This window comes from Acidisoma sp. C75, from assembly GCF_054665095.1.
The window spans coordinates 40395-58210 of sequence record NZ_BAAFHD010000003.1 but is presented as its reverse complement, the minus strand read 5'-3'; the positions used below and the strand labels follow the sequence as shown (position 1 = coordinate 58210).

Genomic DNA, 17816 nt, shown 5'->3' with positions numbered 1-17816 from the left:
CCCGCGCGGAAGGGGATTTATCCGCGCAGAGATCCGCTGACACGCCCTCAACACGCTCCGACTGGCGGGGGGCGCGCATCTTCGCGCCGTCAGATGACCCATCTGACCGGGCCTTGCGCTAAGCGGCGAAGCTCCAGGCGCCTTCCTCGGCCGTCAGCGCCCGGGCGCGCAGGCCCGCGAAAAGCCCCCGGCCGAGGGTATCGCCGAGCGCATCGGGCGGGCCGGCCTCCACCGCGCGCGCGGCCCATTCGGCCTCCGCCACCTCGGCCTCAAGCCGGCCGGCCTCGGCGTCCAGCGTGATCATATCCCCCGCCCGCACGCGGCCGACCGGGCCGCCCATCATCACCTCGGGCGAGAGGTGGATCACCATCGGCACCTTGCCAGAGGCGCCGGACATGCGCCCATCCGTCACCAGCGCGACATGGAAGCCCTTGTCCTGCAGCGCGCCGAGGATCGGCGTCAGGCTATGAAGTTCCGGCATGCCGTTGGCCCGCGGCCCCTGATGCCGTACCACCGCGACGAAATCCTTCTCCAAGGCGCCCTGCTTATGCGCCGCCACCATCTCCTCCTGCGAGTCGAAGACGATGGCGGGCGCCCGCACGCGGCGATGCTCGGGCGCGACGGCCGAGATCTTGATGACCCCGCGACCGAGATTGCCCGTCATCAGCCGAAGGCCGCCATCAGCGGAGAAGGGCCGCGCGACAGTCGCCAGCACCGCCGGATCGCCGCTATGGCGGGGGCCTTCGCGCCAGGTGAGGTGCCCCGCCTCGTCCAGCGCCGGCTCCTGCCGATAGGCGGAAAGCCCACGGCCGGCGACCGTCAGCACATCCTCGTGCAGCAGCCCGGCATCGAGCAGCTCGCCGATCAGGAAGGCCATGCCGCCGGCGGCATGGAAGTGGTTCACATCCGCGCGGCCATTGGGATAGACGCGGGCGAGCAGCGGGACGGCGGCGGAGAGGGCATCGAAATCATCCCAGGTGACGAGAATGCCCGCCGCCCGCGCCATGGCGACGAGGTGGATGGTGTGATTGGTGGAGCCGCCGGTCGCCATCAGGGCGACGATGCCGTTGATGATCGCCTTCTCGTCCACCACCTCGGCGATCGGCGTGTAGCTATTGCCGCGGGCGGTGATTTCGAGCACGCGGCGGGCGGCCGCGGCCGTCAGCGCCTCGCGCAGCGGGGTATGGGGGTGGACGAAGGCAGCGCCCGGCAGATGCAGGCCCATCACCTCCATCAGCATCTGGTTGGAATTGGCGGTGCCGTAGAAGGTGCAGGTGCCGGGGCCGTGATAGGCCTTCATCTCGGATTCGAGCAGCGCCTCGCGCCCCACTTCGCCGAGCGCATATTGCTGGCGCACCTTAGCCTTCTCGGCATTCGAGATGCCGGAACTCATCGGCCCGGCGGGCACGAAGATCGTCGGCAGATGGCCGTATTGCAGCGCGCCGATGACGAGGCCGGGGACGATCTTATCGCAGACGCCCAGCATCAGCGCGGCGTCATAGACATTGTGGGAAAGGCCGATCGCCGTCGCCATCGCGATCACATCCCGCGAGAAGAGCGACATCTCCATGCCGGGATTACCCTGGGTCACGCCATCGCACATCGCCGGCACGCCACCGGCGACCTGGGCGAGGCCGCCCGCCAGGCGCGCGGCGCGGCGGATGATCTCGGGGTAGTTCTCGTAGGGCTGATGGGCGGAGAGCATGTCGTTATAGGCGGTGATGATGCCGATATTGGGCGCGGCCCCGCTCGCCAGGCGATGCTTGTCGCCATGCGGCATGGGCGCATAGGCATGGGCGAGATTGGCGCAGGAAAGGCCCGAGCGGGCCGGGTGGGCGGCAGCGGCGGCCCGGGTCGCGGCGAGATAGGCGGCACGGCTGGCGGCACTGCGTGCGCGCACGCGCTCGGTCACCTCGGCGATGCGGGGGGCGATACGGGGTTGGTTTGCGGCCATCACGCGTCTCCTGCCAAAAGCCTTGCCGACCTTCTTCTAGCCGCATCGGGCAAGCCCGTCAGCACCGCCGCGCGCATGCGCTATCGCGCCCGGACGGAGGTGGGGCGAAGGTCGAGCGGAGCGTGGTGGCCGCGGCGCGTGGCATGGTAGCGCGAGGGGATATGGTCGGGACGAGAGGATTCGAACCTCCGGCCTCCTGCTCCCGAAGCAGGCGCACTACCAGGCTGTGCTACGTCCCGATCCTGGTCGGCAATAACCGAGGCCCGGCGTATAGCGGGCCTGATCGCGGCGGGCAAGCCATACCGCCGCACAAGGCTGATGTGTGAAACAAGGGGAGAAGATGATGGCGCGGCTCTGGCTTGGTCTCGGCGGGCTCTTCGGGCTTACCGGGGTGATGATGGCCGCGCTCGCGGCGCACGCGCTGCCGGGGCGGATTTCGGCGGTGCAGCTCGGCTTCGTGCACGCGGCGATCTCGATGCAGATGTGGCACGCCCTGGCGCTGATTGGCTGCGGCATCCTCGGCCGCGTCTTACCCTGCCGCCGGGTCTCGCTCGCGGGGGCGGCCTTCGCCCTCGGCATCCTCCTGTTCTGCGGCGCCGTCTATCTCATCGCGCTCCTCGGCATCGAGTTGCCGCTGGTAGCGCCGCTCGGCGGCTTCCTCACCATGCTCGGCTGGATCCTGCTCGGCTCGCTCGCCATCCGCGCCTAGTGGCGGGGGCGAGACGGGCATCGGCGGCAGCCGCACCCGCTGCACCGCCGCGATCACCAGATCGCGCAGGGAAGCCGCTTCCGTATCGGCGCCGAGCACGCTCGCATCCCGCAGCGTCTCGGCATCGGGTGCCGTGCGCAGACCGATCAGGATGGGCGCATCCGGCAGCCGCTGGCGCAGCCGCCGCACGAGGTAGCGCAGATGCGGCGGCTGGCCGGCAACTTCGAGGGCGGTGACGCAGACGAGATCCACCCCCGCCACGTCAAGCTCCGCCAGGCGGCTGCGGGAGGCCGCGTCGAACGGCACGACGCGGGTGCGAAAGCCGTGCTTACGCAAGAGCTGCGCCAGCATGGCATTGGGCAGATCGTCCAGCAGACCGCGCCCGGCGATGCAGAGCACGAGCGGCGGCTCGGCGCTGGCGGCGAGCGCGATTTCGGGCGCCGGCTCGGCCGAATCGCCCCGCCCCGGGCGCTCGACCCCGGCGACCTCGACCTCCGCCTTGCGCAGCCGGTGCGGCGGATCGGCATCGTCCCAGGCGTCGAGCTCCTCGATGAGGGCGGCGATATCATGCCGCAGGCGCCGCACCTGCACCTCAGACATCGCAGCCCGCGCGATATCGCCCTCGGCGAGCTTCAGCCCAGGCCGCGCTACACTATCGTAATAGGCGCTGAGCGAGCGGGTCTGCAGCAGCTGTTCCGCCTGCTCCTGCACCTCGTCCGGATCATGCGCCAGCAGCCGCTGGTAGAAGGTCTCGACCGGGGTGAGGGCGGGCCGGTCTCCCAGCAGCACGTCGAAGAATTCGAGCTGCTTCACATGCCGCCCGACGACGACGAGGCAGAGGGTGATCGGCGTCGAGAGGATGAGGCCGATCGGCCCCCAGAGCCAACCCCAGAAGACCGCGACGACGAGCACCGCAACCGGGGAGAGGCCGGTGGTGCTGCCATAGGTCATCGGCTCGATCACCTGGCCGGTGATCCCCTCGGCCACGAGAAAAAGCACGAGGGTGGCGATGGCGAGACCCCAATGCGGATCGACCGCCGCGGCGAGCGCGATAGGCAGCAGGGCCGAGATCGGCGAGCCGATATAGGGCACGAAGCGCAGCAGCATGGCGAGCACACCCCAGAGGATCGGGTTGGGCAGGCCGATGAAGGCGAGACCGACACAGATAACGACGCCGAAGCCGGCATTGATGCCGGTCTGCGCCAGGAAATAGAGCGAGAGGCGGCTGCCGGCATCGTCGATCGCCAGCGTGGTGCGGTGCAGGTCGCTCGAGCCGAAGAGGCGGATCAGCCGATCCCGCAGATCCTCCTTCTGCAGAAGAAAGAAGATGGCGAAGACGATGACGATGCCGACCGTCTCGAGCGGCTGCAGGATCGGGGTGAGCAGGCTGCGCGCAAGGCCGAAGGCCGAAGGCTCCGGCGTCTCGACGGTGACCGGCATCGGCGGGGCGACCGCATTCGTCGCATGGCTCACGCCGCCGCCGGGGTTGGTGGTGGCATGATGATCGGGCGTCAGAAAATTGCCGAACCGCGCCGAGAGCGATGCCATCTCGTGATTGACCAGCGAGCGCACGGACTCGAACTTGTGCATCATCGTGATCTGGTAGAGCGCGAAATTCTGCGCGAGATCCGCGATCTGGGTGCCGATCAGCGCGCCGAGCAGCAGGATGACGAGCAGCGCGAAGATCACCGCAAGCAGCACCGCAAGCACCTTGGGCAGCCGCAGCCCGCGCAGCAGCGCGACGACGGGGCCGAGCACGAAGCTCAGCAAAATCGCGAGGGTGATCGGAATGAGGACGGCTTTGGCGAGATAGAGCGCCGCCACCACGACAACCGCGACCATCAGCAGCACCATCCCCTGCGGGCGCGGCGACTCGCTGGCAGGAACGCCGGCCCCGGAGGGGAGCCCAGGCTCGACGGTATCCCGCATGGCTCGACGCTCCCCGAACGGCACGCCCAAACGCAGCGCCGTGAGCCGCATATAGGTGAGGCGGGCCGGAACAACAGGGCAAGGTCTGCGCAGGATCGGAAGCAAACGCTTCGCCATCATAATGGAAAATCTCGGAACGAAGCCGTTCGTTCCGATGTCGTAAACGTCCCTTCAATACTCTCCCGCCTAGGCTTCGATCACTGAAACGTGACATTGCGGCAAACAAAGAGGCCAAGGCGGCCCGCTCTCGGCGATTGCGTCGGGCGGGGACCAGATCGCCCGCAGGTGGCAATTGCCTCGTCCTCAGGCGTCGCGCCGCGTCAAGCTTCTCGCCCATGCTTGCCTCGGACGTGGAATCCACCGCAGGCCGTGGGACGACCAAAATGTTCTTTACTTGTTCTCGTTTTATTCGCTAATTTCCAGACGTTCTCATCACGAGGTCCGTAAGATGATCGACCGCACGCTGCGCCCGGCGCAAGACCATGAAGTCGTCAACGAACTCGCCTTCGTCCTCAAAAGCTGGTCCGCAGGCCGGGGCCGCCGCCGGCGGGGGGATGATCAGATGGCCCGGATCACCGCAGAGCGGCTGGTCGATTACCTCCACCTCTCGGGCTTCGAACTGATGCGCCGCCCGCCGGTCGAACTCGATATGAGCTATGTCGGCGGTAGCACCGGCTAGCCGGCCACGGCTCCAGCTGCCTCGGGCGGAAGAAACTCCGCCACCGTCTGGCCGAGCAGCGCGAGATCCTGCGGCCGGGAAAGCCGATGGTCGCCATCCTTGACGAGGATGATGCGGAGATCGGTGCCTTCCACCCGCTCGCCGATGGCGAGCGCGGTGCGCCAGGGAACATCGGCATCCTGCTGCCCCTGGAGCAGCCGCACCGGGCAGTGCAGCGGCAAAGGGGCCGAGAGCAGAAGGTGGCGGCGGCCGTCCTCGATCAAGCCGCGGGTGATCGGAATGGGCGGGCCGTATTCGCTCGGCGCGTGCACCACGCCTTCAGCGAGCAGGCGGGCGCGCTCTGCCTCCGTCATCGTGTTCCAGATCAGCGTCTCGGTGAAATCGGGGGCGGCGGCAATGCCGATGAAAGCGGCGACCCGCTCGGCCAGTCGCCGCGCGAGGTTGAGGCCGATCCAGCCGCCCATCGAGGAGCCGACGAGGATCAGCGGCCCCTCCGTCACCGCGTCGATCACTCGCCGCGCATCCTCTGTCCAGAGGCCGATGGTGCCGTCCTCGAAGGCGCCGCCGCTCGAGCCATGGCCGGAATAGTCGAGCCGCAGCATCGCCTGGCCGCGGGCAGCCGCGAACTCCGCCAGGAAGCTCGCCTTGCCGCTCGCCATATCGCTGCGGAAGCCGTGCAGGAAGACGATGGTGGGCGCGCGCCCGGCCAGCCGCTTCCAGGCAAGGTCCACGCCATCGGGCCGCCGCAGCCGCCCGGTTTCCTCGCTCATACCGCTCATCCGCCCGCCTGCTCCGTCCGTGCCGTGGTTTCGCCCATCTCGGTCTCCCGCTCCACGGTCAGCCGGTCAACCCGCCGCCCGTCCATGGCCAGCACCTCGAACCGCCAGCCGGCGAAGGCGATGCGGTCCCCCACTTGCGGCACCCGCCGCAGCAGCGCGAGCACCAGCCCGGCGGCGGTATGATAGGTGCCGCGCGCCGGCACATCGGCAATCCCGAGCTTCTCCATCAATTCGTCGAGCGGCATGAGGCCATCGAGCGTGAAGCTCGTCTCCTCCGTCCGGTCCGCCGCCTTGCCCGGCTGATCGGCCGTTCCTTCATCGACATCGCCGACGATCGCCTCCAGCATGTCGGCGGCGGTGATGAGGCCCTCGAAGCTGCCATATTCGTCGATCACGAAGGCCATGCCGTTGCCGTCTCCCTTCAGCCGCTCGAAGGCATCGAGGGCGGAGATCGCATCCGGCACGATCATCGGCTGCAGCAGGGCGGCATCGAGGCTGAGACTGCCGCCGGCGAGCATCTGGTCGAGCAGCACCTTCGCCTGGACGATGCCGACCGCATCGTCGATCGAACCATTGGCGATGACGAAGCGGGTATGCGGATGGGCGCGCAGCCGGGCCATCACCTCCTCCTGCGGGGCGCGCCGGTCGATCCAGGCGATTTCGGTGCGGGGCGTCATGATCGCCCGCACAGGCTTGTCGGCGAGGCGCAGGATACGCTCGATCATGAGCTTCTCCTCGCTCTCCAGCACCCCGGTCTGCGTGCTTTCGGCGAGCAGGGCGCGGAGCTCCTCCTCGCTCGGCACCTCCGGCCGGGTGCCTGAAATGCCGAAGAGGCGCATGATGCCGGCGGAGCTTTTGCTCAGCAGCCAGACGACCGGCTTGGTGAAGCGGGCGATGACGATGAGCATCGGCGCCGCCCGTGCCGCCACGATCTCCGGCCGGCGCAGCGCGAGCTGCTTCGGCACCAGCTCGCCAAGGACCATGGTGAGGAAGGTGATGAGCACGACGGTGAGCAGGAAGGCCAGCGCATGGGCGGGGGTGCCGGCCAGGCCAAGATGCTCCAGCGCGTGGCCGACATCGCCGGTGATCCGCTCGCCACTGAACATGCCGGTGATGACGCCGACGAGGGTGATCCCGACCTGGACCGTGGGCAGGAAGATCTGCGGATGCTCGGCAAGCCGCCGCGCGACGGCGGCACCGGCGACCCCCTTGCGCTCCAGCACCGCGAGCCGCGCGCGCCGCGCCGAGACGAGCGCAAGCTCGCTGCAGGCGAAGAGCCCGTTGATCAGGATCAGCACCAGGATGCCGATCATTTCGAACCAGATTTCCAAGCGGATCAGGCCTCCCTCTGCCGGCTGGCCCGCGAGGGCCGCCTCCTGCCGGCCCTTATAGCCGAGAGGGGCCGGGCCTCACGCGGCAAAACCGGCCGCGGCACCCGTAATCGCCCGCTGACGGGTAAATTCCGGCAGCACCCCAATCTGCTGTAGCATCCAAGGCGATCCCGGCGCCGCACAGGCCGCCACAAGGATCACGATCTGATCGCCTCGCCTCCCGACCCTGCATCATGCCCTCGCATTAGGATCCGCCGCCCATGCGCACGCCTCCCCCGCTCGTGCTTGCCCTCGGCCTCGCCGGCCTCATCCCCTTCATCGTCACCGCCTATCTCGCCGTCTCGGCGCGGGGCATGCCGGCCGATGCCGGCGGCCTCATCGCGCTGCTCTGTTATGGCGCGGTCATCCTCTCCTTCCTCGGCGCGGTGCATTGGGGCTTCGCTCTTGCCGAGCCGCCAGCCTCGCTCGCCGGCCTCGCCCCGCGACCGCTCTCCCAGGATCCGGCGCACCGCCCGCGCCTGCTGCTCGGCGTCCTGCCGGCGCTGATCGGCTGGGTGGCACTGCTGGTGGCGATCCTGCTGCCTTCGCCCGCCGTGGCGCTCGGCATCCTCATCGCCGGCTTCATCGCGACCAATGTGGCAGAGCAGGCCGGCCACCGCCGCGGCTGGGTGCCAGGAAGCTATCTCTGGCTGCGCTGGGTGCTGACCGTCATCGTCGTCGCGCTGCTGGTGACCGTTCTCGTGCTGCGGCTGAGTGGAGCACGGATCGTTCTATAATCGTGATATAGCAATGGTTTAGGCGGAGTTTTTGAAAGTATCACGCAAATCGTGATCGGCTTTGAGGCAGGCTGCGGTGGAAATTATGGCGCAAATATGTCTTGATTGAGCCGCAATCACGACGGAACGGAGGGAAGCCATGTTCTTCAAACCCTCACTGGCCTCGGCCGAGGCCCGCAAGACCACCGCCAGCACGCCAGAGGCGGAGACGTTCGATCAGGACACCGCCGGCCTCGGCTATGCCGGCTTCGAAACCTTCGGCCGCGCTGGTTTGAACATCGGCGGCCTGCATCGGGACGATCAGTGGGTCGGCTCCTGGGGCGGCCGCTGCTGAGACCGTCCGCCGCACGCCATCGGGCGGCTTGACGGGGCGCGGGCGGCTAGCGCTCTTTGAGCGCGCATGCCCCCTGCCGGAGCTTTCGTCTTGGCCGCCGCACCCGATCCCGCCTCCCCGCTCGACCAGCCCGATAGCGGCCAAGCGCGCGACCGCTTGGCCGAGCCAACTTATTCCAGCCTCGACCCCCAGGACTGGGAAGCGTTCGCCGCCCTTGGCCATCGCATGCTGGACGATATGATCGCCCATCTCCGCGGCTTGCGGGATGGGCCGGTCTGGCAGCCGCTGCCCGATCCGGCGCGCGCCGCGCTCCGCCAGCCGTTGGACGACGGCGGCGCCGATCCGGCCGCAGTCTATGAACGCTTCCGCGCACTCATCCTTCCTTATGCCACCGGCAATACTCATCCGCGCTTCACCGGCTGGGTGCATGGCGGCGGCACGCCGCTCGGCATGCTGGCCGAGATGCTGGCCGCCGGGCTCAATGCCAATCTCGGCGGGCGGGACCATGCGCCGATCGAGGCGGAGCGCCAGGTCATTCGCTGGGCGGCCCGCGCTTTCGGCCTGCCAGGGAGTGCCGGCGGCCTGATCGTGACGGGCAGCTCCATCGCCAATTTCATCGCCGTGCTGATGGCGCGCGGCCGCGCGCTCGGCCCGGGGAGCCGGGTGCAAGGCCTCGGCGGCCGGCGGCTGACCGCCTATGCCGCCGCCGGCGTGCATCGCTGCGTGCCCGATGCCCTCGATATGGCGGGCCTCGGCAGCGCCGCGCTCCGCCGCATCCCGACCGATGGCGAAGGGCGGATGAACCTCGGCGCGCTGGAAACCGCGATCGCCCAGGACCGTGCGGCCGGGGCCGAGCCTTTCCTCATCGTCGGCACCGCAGGCTCGGTCGATATCGGCGCCTTCGACGATCTCGCCGAAATCGCCGAGATCGCCGCCGAGCAGCGGCTGTGGTTTCACGTCGATGGTGCTTTCGGCGCGCTGGCCGCCCTCTCCCCTGCCCTCGCACCCAAGGTGCGCGGCATGGAGCGGGCGGATTCGATCGCCTTCGATTTCCACAAATGGGCGCAGGCACCCTATGATGCCGGCTGCATCCTGGTGCGCGACGAGGCCAACCAGCGGGCGACCTTCGCCTCCGACGCCGCCTATCTCTCCACCAGCGGCCGGGGCCTCGCCGCCAATGCGCCCTGGCCCTGCGATCTCGGCCCCGATCTGTCGCGTGGCTTTCGCGCGCTCAAGCTCTGGTTCACGCTGCAAAGCTTCGGCGCCGCGAAGCTCGGCCAGGTGGCGGAAGCCTCCGTCGCCCTCGCCCAGCACCTCGCCCGGCGGGTCGATGCGGAGCCGGAATTGCAGCGCCTCGCGCCGGTGCCGCTCAACATCGTGTGCTTTCGCTATCGCGCGCCGGGCGCGGCCGCCGATCTCGACGCGCTCAACGCCCGCATCGTCGCCGAGGTGCAGGAAGCGGGGCTCGCCGCCCCGTCCACCACCCGGATCGGTGGCGCGCTCGCCATTCGTGCCGCCTTCGTCAATCACCGCAGCCGGCCGGAGGATGCCGATGCTTTGGTGGATGCGGTGCTAGCCGCGGGGCGGGCAGCCATGCGAGAAGAACGAACCTCTCTCTGAACGGAAGAAAGACCGGCCCATGCGAGACCATCCCCTGATCGGCCAGCTGAAGGCGGCGCGCGTCGTCCCCGTGGTGCGGATGAAGAACGCAGCGCATGCCGCGACCGCGATCCGCTGGCTGCACGATGCCGGCCTGCGCATCTTCGAGATTACCATGACGATCCCCGATGCGCCGGCCCTGATCCGCGAACTTGCCGCCGATCCGAGCCTGTTGGTGGGTGCCGGCACGGTGCCGGATGCGGCGACCGCCGAGACGTGCCTGCGCGCCGGGGCGCGTTTCGTCGTCTCCCCCTGGGTCGATCCCGATCTCGTCGCCCCCTGCCGCGCGGCAGGCGCCATCCTGATGTCGGGCGCGGTGACGCCGACCGAGGTGCGCGCCGCGCTGAAGGCGGGTGCCGATGTGGTGAAGGTGTTTCCCGCCGCTTCCGCCGGCGGCCCGGCCCATATCAAGGCGCTGGCAAGCGTTTTCCCGGGCGTGACCTTCTGCCCCACCGGCGGCGTCGATCCCAGCAACCTTGAGGCCTATCTCGCGGCCGGCGCCGCCTTCGTCGGCATGGGCGGCAAGCTCGTGGACGAAGGCCTGGTCGCGGCGGAGGACCGTGGGGCGGTGGTTGCCGTGGCCGAGCAGATCCGGGCGAAAGCCTGACGCGCGGACAGGGCCCTCGGGGATGGCCGCTGATCTCATCTGCATCGGGGAAGCGCTCGGCGAATTCATCCAGCAGCCGGCGCTGCCGGATGGGCGGACGCTCTTCCAGCAGGGCTTCGGCGGCGATGCGCTGACGGTCGCGGTCTCCGCCGCCCGGCTCGGCATCAAGGCGGCGGTGATCGGCGCCATCGGGCGAGACCCGCTGGGCGAAGCGCTGGCCGGCTTTCTGGCGAGCGAGGGGGTGGAGAGCGCGGCCCTGCATCGCGTCCCTGAGGCGCCGACCGGCCTCTATCTCCTCGATCCCGCGGCCGATCCTGCACGGCAGACCGATCTGCGCGCCCATTCGGCGGCGGCTCGGCTCGGGCCTCCCCATGTCCCTGCCGGGCTGCTCGCCGGGGCGCGCATCCTCTTCGCGAGCGGCGCCGCCCAGGGCCTCTCGCAAAGCGCCACGGATGCGGTCTTCGAGGCCTTCGCCCTCGCCCGGCGCCAGGGCATCGCCATCGCCCATGCCACGCGCTACCAGCCTGGGCTTTGGCCAGCGGCTCGCGCCGCCGCCATCATCCATGCCGCCATCGGCCAGGCCGATGTGGCGCTTCCCTCGCGCAGCGATGCGGCGGCCTTGACCGGCCTTGCCGAGCCCGAGGCGATGCTTGACTTCTACCTGCGCCTCGGCCCCGGCCTCGTCCTGCTCACCATGGGTGCGGAGGGCGTCTGGCTCGCGACGCCGGAGGCGCGGATGCTCATCCCCGCCTTCTCCACCGCCGCGATCGACCTGACGGGGACGGAGGATTGCTTCGCGGGCGCCATCATCGCGCGCATGCTGCAAGGGGATACGCCGGAAGACGCGGCGCATTTCGCGGCGGCCGCAGCGGCGATCTCCAGCACCGGCTACGGCGCCGCCCTGCCTGTTCCCCGTACCCCCGAAGTTTGGGCCGCCATGGCGATGCGCAACCGATGAGCCTGCAACCGAGCGATTACGGCATCACCATCGGCGGCGTCGAAACCCGCCTGCCGATCGTGGCGCTGAATGACAGCCTCGCCATCGCGCTGCTGATGGTGATCGACGAAGGGGTCGCCTTCACCGCCCGGGCCGGCGCGGCACTTGCCGAGATCGCCCGGCCGCTCGCGCCCGATATCGTGGTCGGCGCCGCCACGCTCGGCATTCCCGTTGCGATCGAGGTCTCCCGCGCGCTCGGGCGCGATCGTTACGTCATCTTGCAGAAATCGCCCAAGATCCACCTCGCCGATGCGCTGCGCGAAAGCGTCACCTCCGTCACCTCGCACGGGGTGCAGAGCCTGCTGCTCGATCGCCGCGCGGTGCCGCTGCTCGCCGGCCGCCGCGTTTTCGTGGTGGATGACGTGGTCTCCACCGGATCGAGCCTCGCCGCCATGCTGCGGCTGCTGCGCCGCGCGGGTGCCGAGATCGCGGGGATTGGCGTGGTGCTGACCGAGGGGCATGCCTGGCGGCAGGCCCTCGGCGCGGATGCTGGGCGGCTCACCGGCCTTGCGCATATCCCGCTCTTCCGAATCGAGAACGACCGGGCGATCCCCGACCCTGCGACGCTATAGCGCGCCTCTCTTGCGAAGCGGAGGATCCCGCGCGGCCGCCGCCTTACAGCTTGGCCGCCCTGATGTCCGCCAGAAGTCCGGGCCCGACCGGTGACCAGCCGAGCGCCTGGCGCGTGAGCCGGCTGGAGACGGGATTATCCGTGCGAACGAAAGGCGCAAGCCAGCCGAACTGCCGGGCGGCCTCTTCCGCGGAGAGGGATGCGGCGGGAACGCCCGTCGCCGCGCCGATGGTTTCGGCGATGCTGCGCATGGTTATCGGCTCTTCGCCGATCGCGTGATAGGCGGCGCCCGCTTCGCCACGCTCCAGGGCGCGGACGAAGAGGGCGGCGGCGTCCAGGCGATGCACCGCGCACCAGCGGTTCTCTCCCGCGCCGACATAGGCCGAGCGCTGCTTCTTGCGCGCCGCCGCGATCAGCTGCGTCACCAAGCCTTGCTTCGCTTCATCATGGACCGACGGCGGCAAGCGCACCATCGCCGCGCGAAGGCCGCGCTCGGCCAATTCCCGGATCGTCCGTTCCGAGCGCACCCGCGCGCCACCCACGGAGGTCGGGTCCGCCATCTCATCCTCCTCCGCGACGTGCCCGGCCTTGAGCGACATGGTCGGGAAAGCCGCGATGAGCGGCGCCCCCTTGCCGAGCACGCCCCCCATGGTCTGCAGCGCCCGCTGGTCGGCAGAGACCGCCGCGGCGGCGAAACGGCCAACGATGCCGGAAGGCGCCCCGCCGAGCAGCACCCGCAGGCGCGCGCCCAGCGGCATGTGCGATAGCGCATGGAAGAACGCGGTGTGGATCACGCCATCCGCCCGCCCCGCCTCGCGCCGCAGAACCGCGAGGTCGCCGATCGTCCCCCGCGCCGCGGACGCGCCGGCTGCCGCCAGGCGCGCGGCCGCTTCCGCTGAGCGCGCGAGGCCGGTGACCTGGTGGCCCGAGGCGATCAGCTCGCGCAGGATGGCCGAGCCGATGAAGCCCGTGGCGCCGGTCACGAAAACACGCATCTCGCTCTCCCCAGATGAAGCCGCAGGGCCAAGCTAGAGGCTGGACGCGGGACGCAACACCCCTTATCCTCCGGGATTGGTATTCATTCGTTCAGAACTTGGAAGATGGACCCGTTATCGGAGCTTTTGTCCCTGCTGAAACTGCGCAGCTACGTCTCGGGCGGGTTCGATGCCGGGGGCGAGTTCGCGGTGCAGTTCGGCGCCCATGAGGGGATCAAGTTCCATGCGGTCGTCTCCGGCGCCTGCTGGGTTTCCGTCGAGACCGTGGCAGAGCCGCTGCGCATCCGCGCGGGCGAATGCTTCCTGCTGCCGCGCGGCAAGGCGTTCAGAATTTCGAGCGATCTGCATGTGCCGCCCGTGGATCTTCAGGAGATCCTGCCGCCGGTGCCGGACGGCCGTATCGTGACCTATAGCGGCGGCGGCGATTTCCTCAGCATCGGCGGCTATTTCACCCTTTCCGAAGGGCAGGCCGACCTGCTTCTCGAAACGCTGCCCGCGATCCTGCATATCCGCGAGACGGAAGACGCCGAGATGCTGCGCTGGTGCATCCAGCGCATGCGGAAGGAATTGCTGGAGGGCCTGCCGGGAGATGTCCTCGTCGCCCAGCAATTGGCGATGATGGTCCTCGTCCAGGCGCTCCGTATTCACCTCGCCGCCAAGCGGAACGGGGAAAGCGGCTGGCTCTTCGCCCTCGCCGATCCTCGGCTGCGCGCCGCGATCGGCGCCATGCATCGTGCGCCCAGCTATCCTTGGACGGTGGAGGGCCTGGCGCGCGAAGCCGGCATGTCGCGCACCGCCTTCGCCCTGCGCTTCAAGCGCATGGCCGGCCTATCCCCGATGGCCTATCTGACGCGCTGGCGCATGTTGCAGGCCGCCGAGAAGCTGACGACCTCGCGGCAATCCTTAGGCGAGATCGGTGCCTCCCTAGGCTATGATTCGGAAAAATCCTTCAGCGCCGCCTTCAGGCGGGTGATGCGCCAGCCGCCGCGCCAATACGCTCGCCACGCGAACGAGGGCGCGGCCCGCGCGGCCCCTCGGCCAAAGGCCGCATGAGGATGAGGGGCTTCGCCGCGGCAGCCGCCGGGCGGCCGCCTCTCTGGCCCGATCTCGCCTCAGCTGTGCAGCCCCGGCGCTTCCTGGCCGGTGCGGCTGACATATTCGGCATAGCCGCCATCGTAGTAATGGACGCCATCGGGCGTCAGCTCCAGCACGCGGTTGGAGAGGGCGGCGAGGAAATGCCGGTCATGCGAGACAAAGAGCATGGTGCCCTCGTACTCCCGCAGCGCCGCGATCAGCATCTCCTTGGTCGCGATATCGAGATGGTTGGTCGGCTCGTCGAGGACGAGGAAGTTCGGCGGTTCGAACAGCATCAGCGCCATCACCAGCCGGGCTTTCTCGCCGCCCGAGAGCACGCGGCAGCGCTTGTCGATCTCGTCCCCCGAGAAGCCGAAGCCGCCGGCGAGCGCGCGCAGCTGGCCTTGATTGGCCCGCGGGAAGGCGCTTTCCAGCGTCTCGAAAACCGTCGCCTCGCCATCCAGCAGGTCCATGGCATGCTGGGCGAAATAGCCCATGCGGACACTGGCGCCGATCGTCACGCGGCCGGCATCGGGCTCCGTCGAACCGGCGACCAGCTTGAGCAGCGTCGATTTGCCGGCGCCGTTGACGCCAAGCACGCAGCAGCGTTCCCGCCGGCGGATCATGAGATCGAGCCCGTCATAGATCACCCGGCTGCCATAGCGCTTGGAAACGCCACGCAGATTGGCGACATCCTCGCCCGAGCGCGGCGGTGAGGCGAAATCGAAGGAGAGCGCCTGGCGCCGCTTGGGCGGCTCCACACGGTCGATCTTGTCGAGCTTCTTAATGCGGCTCTGCACCTGCGCGGCATGCGAAGCGCGGGCCTTGAAACGCTCGATGAAGGCGATCTCCTTGGCGAGCATCGCCTGCTGCCGCTCGAACTGCGCCTGGCTCTGCTTCTCGGCCAGCGCCCGCTGCTGCTCGTAGAATTCGTAATCGCCGGCATAGGTGGTGAGGGTGCCGCCGTCGATCTCCATCACCTTGTTGATGACGCGATTCATGAAGGCGCGATCATGCGAGGTCATCATCAGCGCGCCCTCGTAGCCGCGCAGGAACTGTTCGAGCCAGATGAGGCTTTCGAGATCGAGATGGTTGGAGGGCTCGTCCAGCAGCATGACATCGGGGCGCATGAGCAGGATGCGGGCCAGCGCCACCCGCATCTTCCAGCCGCCGGAAAGCCGGCCGACATCGCCATCCATCATTTCCTGGGAGAAGCCCAGGCCGTCCAGCACCTCGCGCGCGCGGGATTCGAGGGCATAGCCGCCCAGTTCCTCGAACCTGGCCTGCACCGTGCCGAAACGCTCCAGGATGGTGTCGAGCTCATCGAACCGCGCGGGGTCCGCCATCGCGGCCTCCAGCTCCGCGAGTTCCGCGGCGACGCTGCTCACATCGCCCGCACCGTCCATCACTTCGGCGACGGCCGAGCGGCCGGCCATCTCGCCGACATCCTGGCTGAAGAAACCGACCGTGACCCCGCGATCGACCAGCACCTGACCCTCATCGGGCTCTTCCTGGCGGGTCACGATGCGAAAGAGCGTCGTCTTGCCGGCGCCGTTCGGCCCGACGAGGCCGATCTTCTCGCCCTTCTGGATAGCGGCCGAGGCCTCGATGAAGACGAGGCGTCGGCCGTTCTGCTTGCTGATATTGTCGAGGCGGATCATGGGGTCCCGGGTGGCGGCAATTGCTGCCCGGGCTTTACCGCATGTGCGAAGGCGGGGGAACCGCCCCCCGCCTCAGAGCCGCCCTCAGCCGAACTGGCCCATGGTGTTATGCGCGCCGCCGGCCTTGAGCGCCGCCTCCCCCGCGAAATACTCCTTGTGATCGTCCCCGATATCCGAGCCTGCCATGTTCTGGTGCTTCACACAGGCGATGCCCTGGCGGATCTCCGCGCGTTGTACATCCCGCACATAGCCGAGCATCCCGTCTTCCCCGAAATAGTGCCGAGCCAGATTGTCGGCGGAGAGCGCGGCCGTGTGATAGGTCGGCAGGGTGATGAGGTGGTGGAAGATGCCGGCCCGCACCGCAGCCTCATGCTGGAAACGCTGGATGCGCGCGTCTGCCTCCCTGGCCAGCGGCGTTTCGTCATAACCCGCATCCATGAGCTTGGCGCGATCATAGGCCGCGACATCCTGACCTTCCTCGCGCCAGCTATCGAAGACCTGCTGGCGGAAATTCAGCGTCCAATTGAAGGAAGGCGAGTTGTTATAGGCAAGCTTGGCCTTCGGCACGGCTGCCCGGATACGATCCACCATGCGCGCGATCTGCGCGATATGCGGCTTCTCCGTCTCGATCCAGAGCAGATCGGCACCGTTCTGAAGAGCCGTGATACAGTCGAGCACGCAACGATCTTCGCCGGTGCCGGGGCGGAATTGGTAGAGGTTGCTCGGCAGGCGCTTCGGGCGCATCAGCTTGCCCTCGCGGCGGATCAGCACGTCGCCATCCTCCGCCGTCTCCGCCGTCACCTCCTCGCAATCGAGGAAGCTGTTGTATTGGTCACCGAGATCGCCCGGGGTCCGGCTATAGGCGATCTGCTTGGTGAGACCGGCGCCGAGACTATCCGTGCGACAGACGATGATCCCATCCTCGACGCCGAGTTCGAGGAAGGCGTAGCGAATGGCGCGCACCTTGGCGAGGAACTCGTCATGCGGCACCGTCACCTTGCCATCCTGATGGCCGCACTGCTTCTCGTCCGACACCTGGTTTTCGATCTGCAGCGCGCAGGCACCGGCCGCGATCATCTTCTTCGCAAGCAGATAGGTCGCCTCCGCATTGCCAAAGCCCGCATCGATATCGGCGATGATCGGCACGACATGGCTTTCGTAGCGGTTGATCTGGCCCCGCAGTACCTCGGCCCGCGCATCCTCCCCGGCGGCGCGGGCAGCGTCGAGCGCGCGGAACATCAGCCCGAGTTCGCGCGCATCCGCCTGGCGGAGGAAGGTGTAGATTTCCTCGATCAAGGCCGGCACGGCGGTCTTTTCGTGCATGGACTGATCGGGCAGCGGGCCGAACTGCGACCGCAGCGCGGCGACCATCCAGCCCGAGAGATAGATATAGCGACCCTTGAGCGAGCCGAAATGCTTCTTGACCGAAATCATCTGCTGCTGCGCGATGAAGCCGTGCCAGGCGCCGAGCGACTGCGTGTACTGCGCCGGATCGGCGTCATACGCCGCCATGTCCCGCCGCATCGTCGCGGCCGTGGCGCGCGCGATGTCGAGCCCGGTCTGGAAGCGGTTCTGCAAGCGCATGCGCAGGACGGCATCGGCGCTGATGCCATCCCAGGCGCCCTGCTTGCCCTGGATGATCGTGTTGAGCTGGGTGGCCGCCGAGTCCTGATACGACATGTGACTGTTCCGTTATGATGCGGGGCGTAACGGAGCCAGCGATAAACCTCTCGTGCTGCGCTGCGGAAGATGGAAATCGCG

Annotated in this window: 15 protein-coding genes, 1 tRNA gene and 1 pseudogene; 9 read left to right on the top strand and 8 right to left on the bottom strand. The window is 68.4% G+C overall.

Annotated elements, in window-relative coordinates; translation table 11 throughout:
* Positions 1 to 118: 118 nt before the first annotated feature.
* Together edd and ACYQ7X_RS04580 are read right to left on the bottom strand one after the other, a co-directional pair.
* On the bottom strand, positions 119 to 1954 hold the full coding sequence (gene edd / locus ACYQ7X_RS04585) for a phosphogluconate dehydratase (RefSeq protein WP_459695667.1): 1836 nt from the start codon (positions 1952 to 1954) through the stop codon (positions 119 to 121).
* A 162-nt stretch (positions 1955 to 2116) separates the two neighbouring features.
* Positions 2117 to 2193: transfer RNA gene (locus ACYQ7X_RS04580), tRNA-Pro, on the bottom strand.
* Positions 2194 to 2294: 101 nt separating this feature from the next.
* On the opposite strand from ACYQ7X_RS04580, the pseudogene ACYQ7X_RS04575 reads away from it, so the two are divergent.
* Positions 2295 to 2549, top strand: a pseudogene (locus ACYQ7X_RS04575) (DUF423 domain-containing protein); the annotation flags it as partial.
* Here the strand turns inward: ACYQ7X_RS04575 and ACYQ7X_RS04570 are convergent.
* Complete coding sequence (locus tag ACYQ7X_RS04570; protein ID WP_459695666.1) at positions 2484 to 4592, bottom strand: AI-2E family transporter; 2109 nt, start codon at positions 4590 to 4592, stop codon at positions 2484 to 2486. The pseudogene ACYQ7X_RS04575 and the gene ACYQ7X_RS04570 sit on opposite strands and share 66 nt — an antisense overlap.
* Positions 4593 to 5040: 448 nt before the next feature.
* Here ACYQ7X_RS04570 and ACYQ7X_RS04565 point away from each other — a divergent pair, with 448 nt between their 5' ends.
* Positions 5041 to 5271, top strand: coding sequence for a hypothetical protein (locus ACYQ7X_RS04565; RefSeq protein ID WP_459695665.1), 231 nt, complete (start codon positions 5041 to 5043; stop codon positions 5269 to 5271).
* On the opposite strand, the gene ACYQ7X_RS04560 is transcribed toward ACYQ7X_RS04565, so the two are convergent.
* Together ACYQ7X_RS04560 and ACYQ7X_RS04555 are read right to left on the bottom strand one after the other, a co-directional pair.
* Complete coding sequence (locus ACYQ7X_RS04560; protein WP_459695664.1) at positions 5268 to 6050, bottom strand: alpha/beta hydrolase; 783 nt, start codon at positions 6048 to 6050, stop codon at positions 5268 to 5270. The two genes, ACYQ7X_RS04565 and ACYQ7X_RS04560, sit on opposite strands and share 4 nt — an antisense overlap.
* Complete coding sequence (locus ACYQ7X_RS04555) at positions 6047 to 7381, bottom strand: hemolysin family protein (RefSeq protein WP_459695663.1); 1335 nt, start codon at positions 7379 to 7381, stop codon at positions 6047 to 6049. The genes ACYQ7X_RS04560 and ACYQ7X_RS04555 overlap by 4 nt, the downstream gene beginning before the upstream one ends.
* A 260-nt stretch (positions 7382 to 7641) precedes the next feature.
* Here ACYQ7X_RS04555 and ACYQ7X_RS04550 point away from each other — a divergent pair, with 260 nt between their 5' ends.
* The 6 genes from ACYQ7X_RS04550 to ACYQ7X_RS04525 all read left to right on the top strand — a co-directional run bounded on the left by ACYQ7X_RS04550 (position 7642) and on the right by ACYQ7X_RS04525 (position 12326).
* On the top strand, positions 7642 to 8157 hold the full coding sequence (locus tag ACYQ7X_RS04550; protein WP_459695662.1) for a DUF3429 domain-containing protein: 516 nt from the start codon (positions 7642 to 7644) through the stop codon (positions 8155 to 8157).
* Positions 8158 to 8296: 139 nt separating this feature from the next.
* Positions 8297 to 8491: a hypothetical protein gene (locus ACYQ7X_RS04545; protein WP_459695661.1), complete on the top strand. Its 195-nt coding sequence runs from the start codon at positions 8297 to 8299 to the stop codon at positions 8489 to 8491.
* A 225-nt stretch (positions 8492 to 8716) separates the two neighbouring features.
* Positions 8717 to 10111: a pyridoxal phosphate-dependent decarboxylase family protein gene (locus tag ACYQ7X_RS04540; RefSeq protein ID WP_459696017.1), complete on the top strand. Its 1395-nt coding sequence runs from the start codon at positions 8717 to 8719 to the stop codon at positions 10109 to 10111.
* Positions 10112 to 10130: 19 nt separating this feature from the next.
* Positions 10131 to 10757, top strand: a complete 627-nt coding sequence (locus ACYQ7X_RS04535) for a bifunctional 4-hydroxy-2-oxoglutarate aldolase/2-dehydro-3-deoxy-phosphogluconate aldolase (protein ID WP_459695660.1) — start codon at positions 10131 to 10133, stop codon at positions 10755 to 10757.
* Positions 10758 to 10779: 22 nt separating this feature from the next.
* Positions 10780 to 11715 (top strand): sugar kinase, encoded by a 936-nt coding sequence (locus tag ACYQ7X_RS04530; RefSeq protein WP_459695659.1) that lies wholly within the window; start codon positions 10780 to 10782, stop codon positions 11713 to 11715.
* Positions 11712 to 12326: a phosphoribosyltransferase family protein gene (locus ACYQ7X_RS04525; RefSeq protein WP_459695658.1), complete on the top strand. Its 615-nt coding sequence runs from the start codon at positions 11712 to 11714 to the stop codon at positions 12324 to 12326. The genes ACYQ7X_RS04530 and ACYQ7X_RS04525 overlap by 4 nt, the downstream gene beginning before the upstream one ends.
* Positions 12327 to 12369: 43 nt before the next feature.
* On the opposite strand, the gene ACYQ7X_RS04520 is transcribed toward ACYQ7X_RS04525, so the two are convergent.
* A complete protein-coding gene (locus tag ACYQ7X_RS04520) occupies positions 12370 to 13320 on the bottom strand; it encodes an NAD-dependent epimerase/dehydratase family protein (RefSeq protein WP_459695657.1) in 951 nt (316 codons plus the stop codon).
* Between the two features lie 105 nt (positions 13321 to 13425).
* Here ACYQ7X_RS04520 and ACYQ7X_RS04515 point away from each other — a divergent pair, with 105 nt between their 5' ends.
* Positions 13426 to 14373, top strand: a complete 948-nt coding sequence (locus ACYQ7X_RS04515) for an AraC family transcriptional regulator (protein ID WP_459695656.1) — start codon at positions 13426 to 13428, stop codon at positions 14371 to 14373.
* A 59-nt stretch (positions 14374 to 14432) separates the two neighbouring features.
* On the opposite strand, the gene ACYQ7X_RS04510 is transcribed toward ACYQ7X_RS04515, so the two are convergent.
* Positions 14433 to 16055 (bottom strand): ABC-F family ATP-binding cassette domain-containing protein, encoded by a 1623-nt coding sequence (locus ACYQ7X_RS04510; RefSeq protein WP_459695655.1) that lies wholly within the window; start codon positions 16053 to 16055, stop codon positions 14433 to 14435.
* Positions 16056 to 16139: 84 nt separating this feature from the next.
* On the bottom strand, positions 16140 to 17735 hold the full coding sequence (locus ACYQ7X_RS04505) for an isocitrate lyase (protein WP_459695654.1): 1596 nt from the start codon (positions 17733 to 17735) through the stop codon (positions 16140 to 16142).
* Between the last annotated feature and the right edge of the window lie 81 nt (positions 17736 to 17816).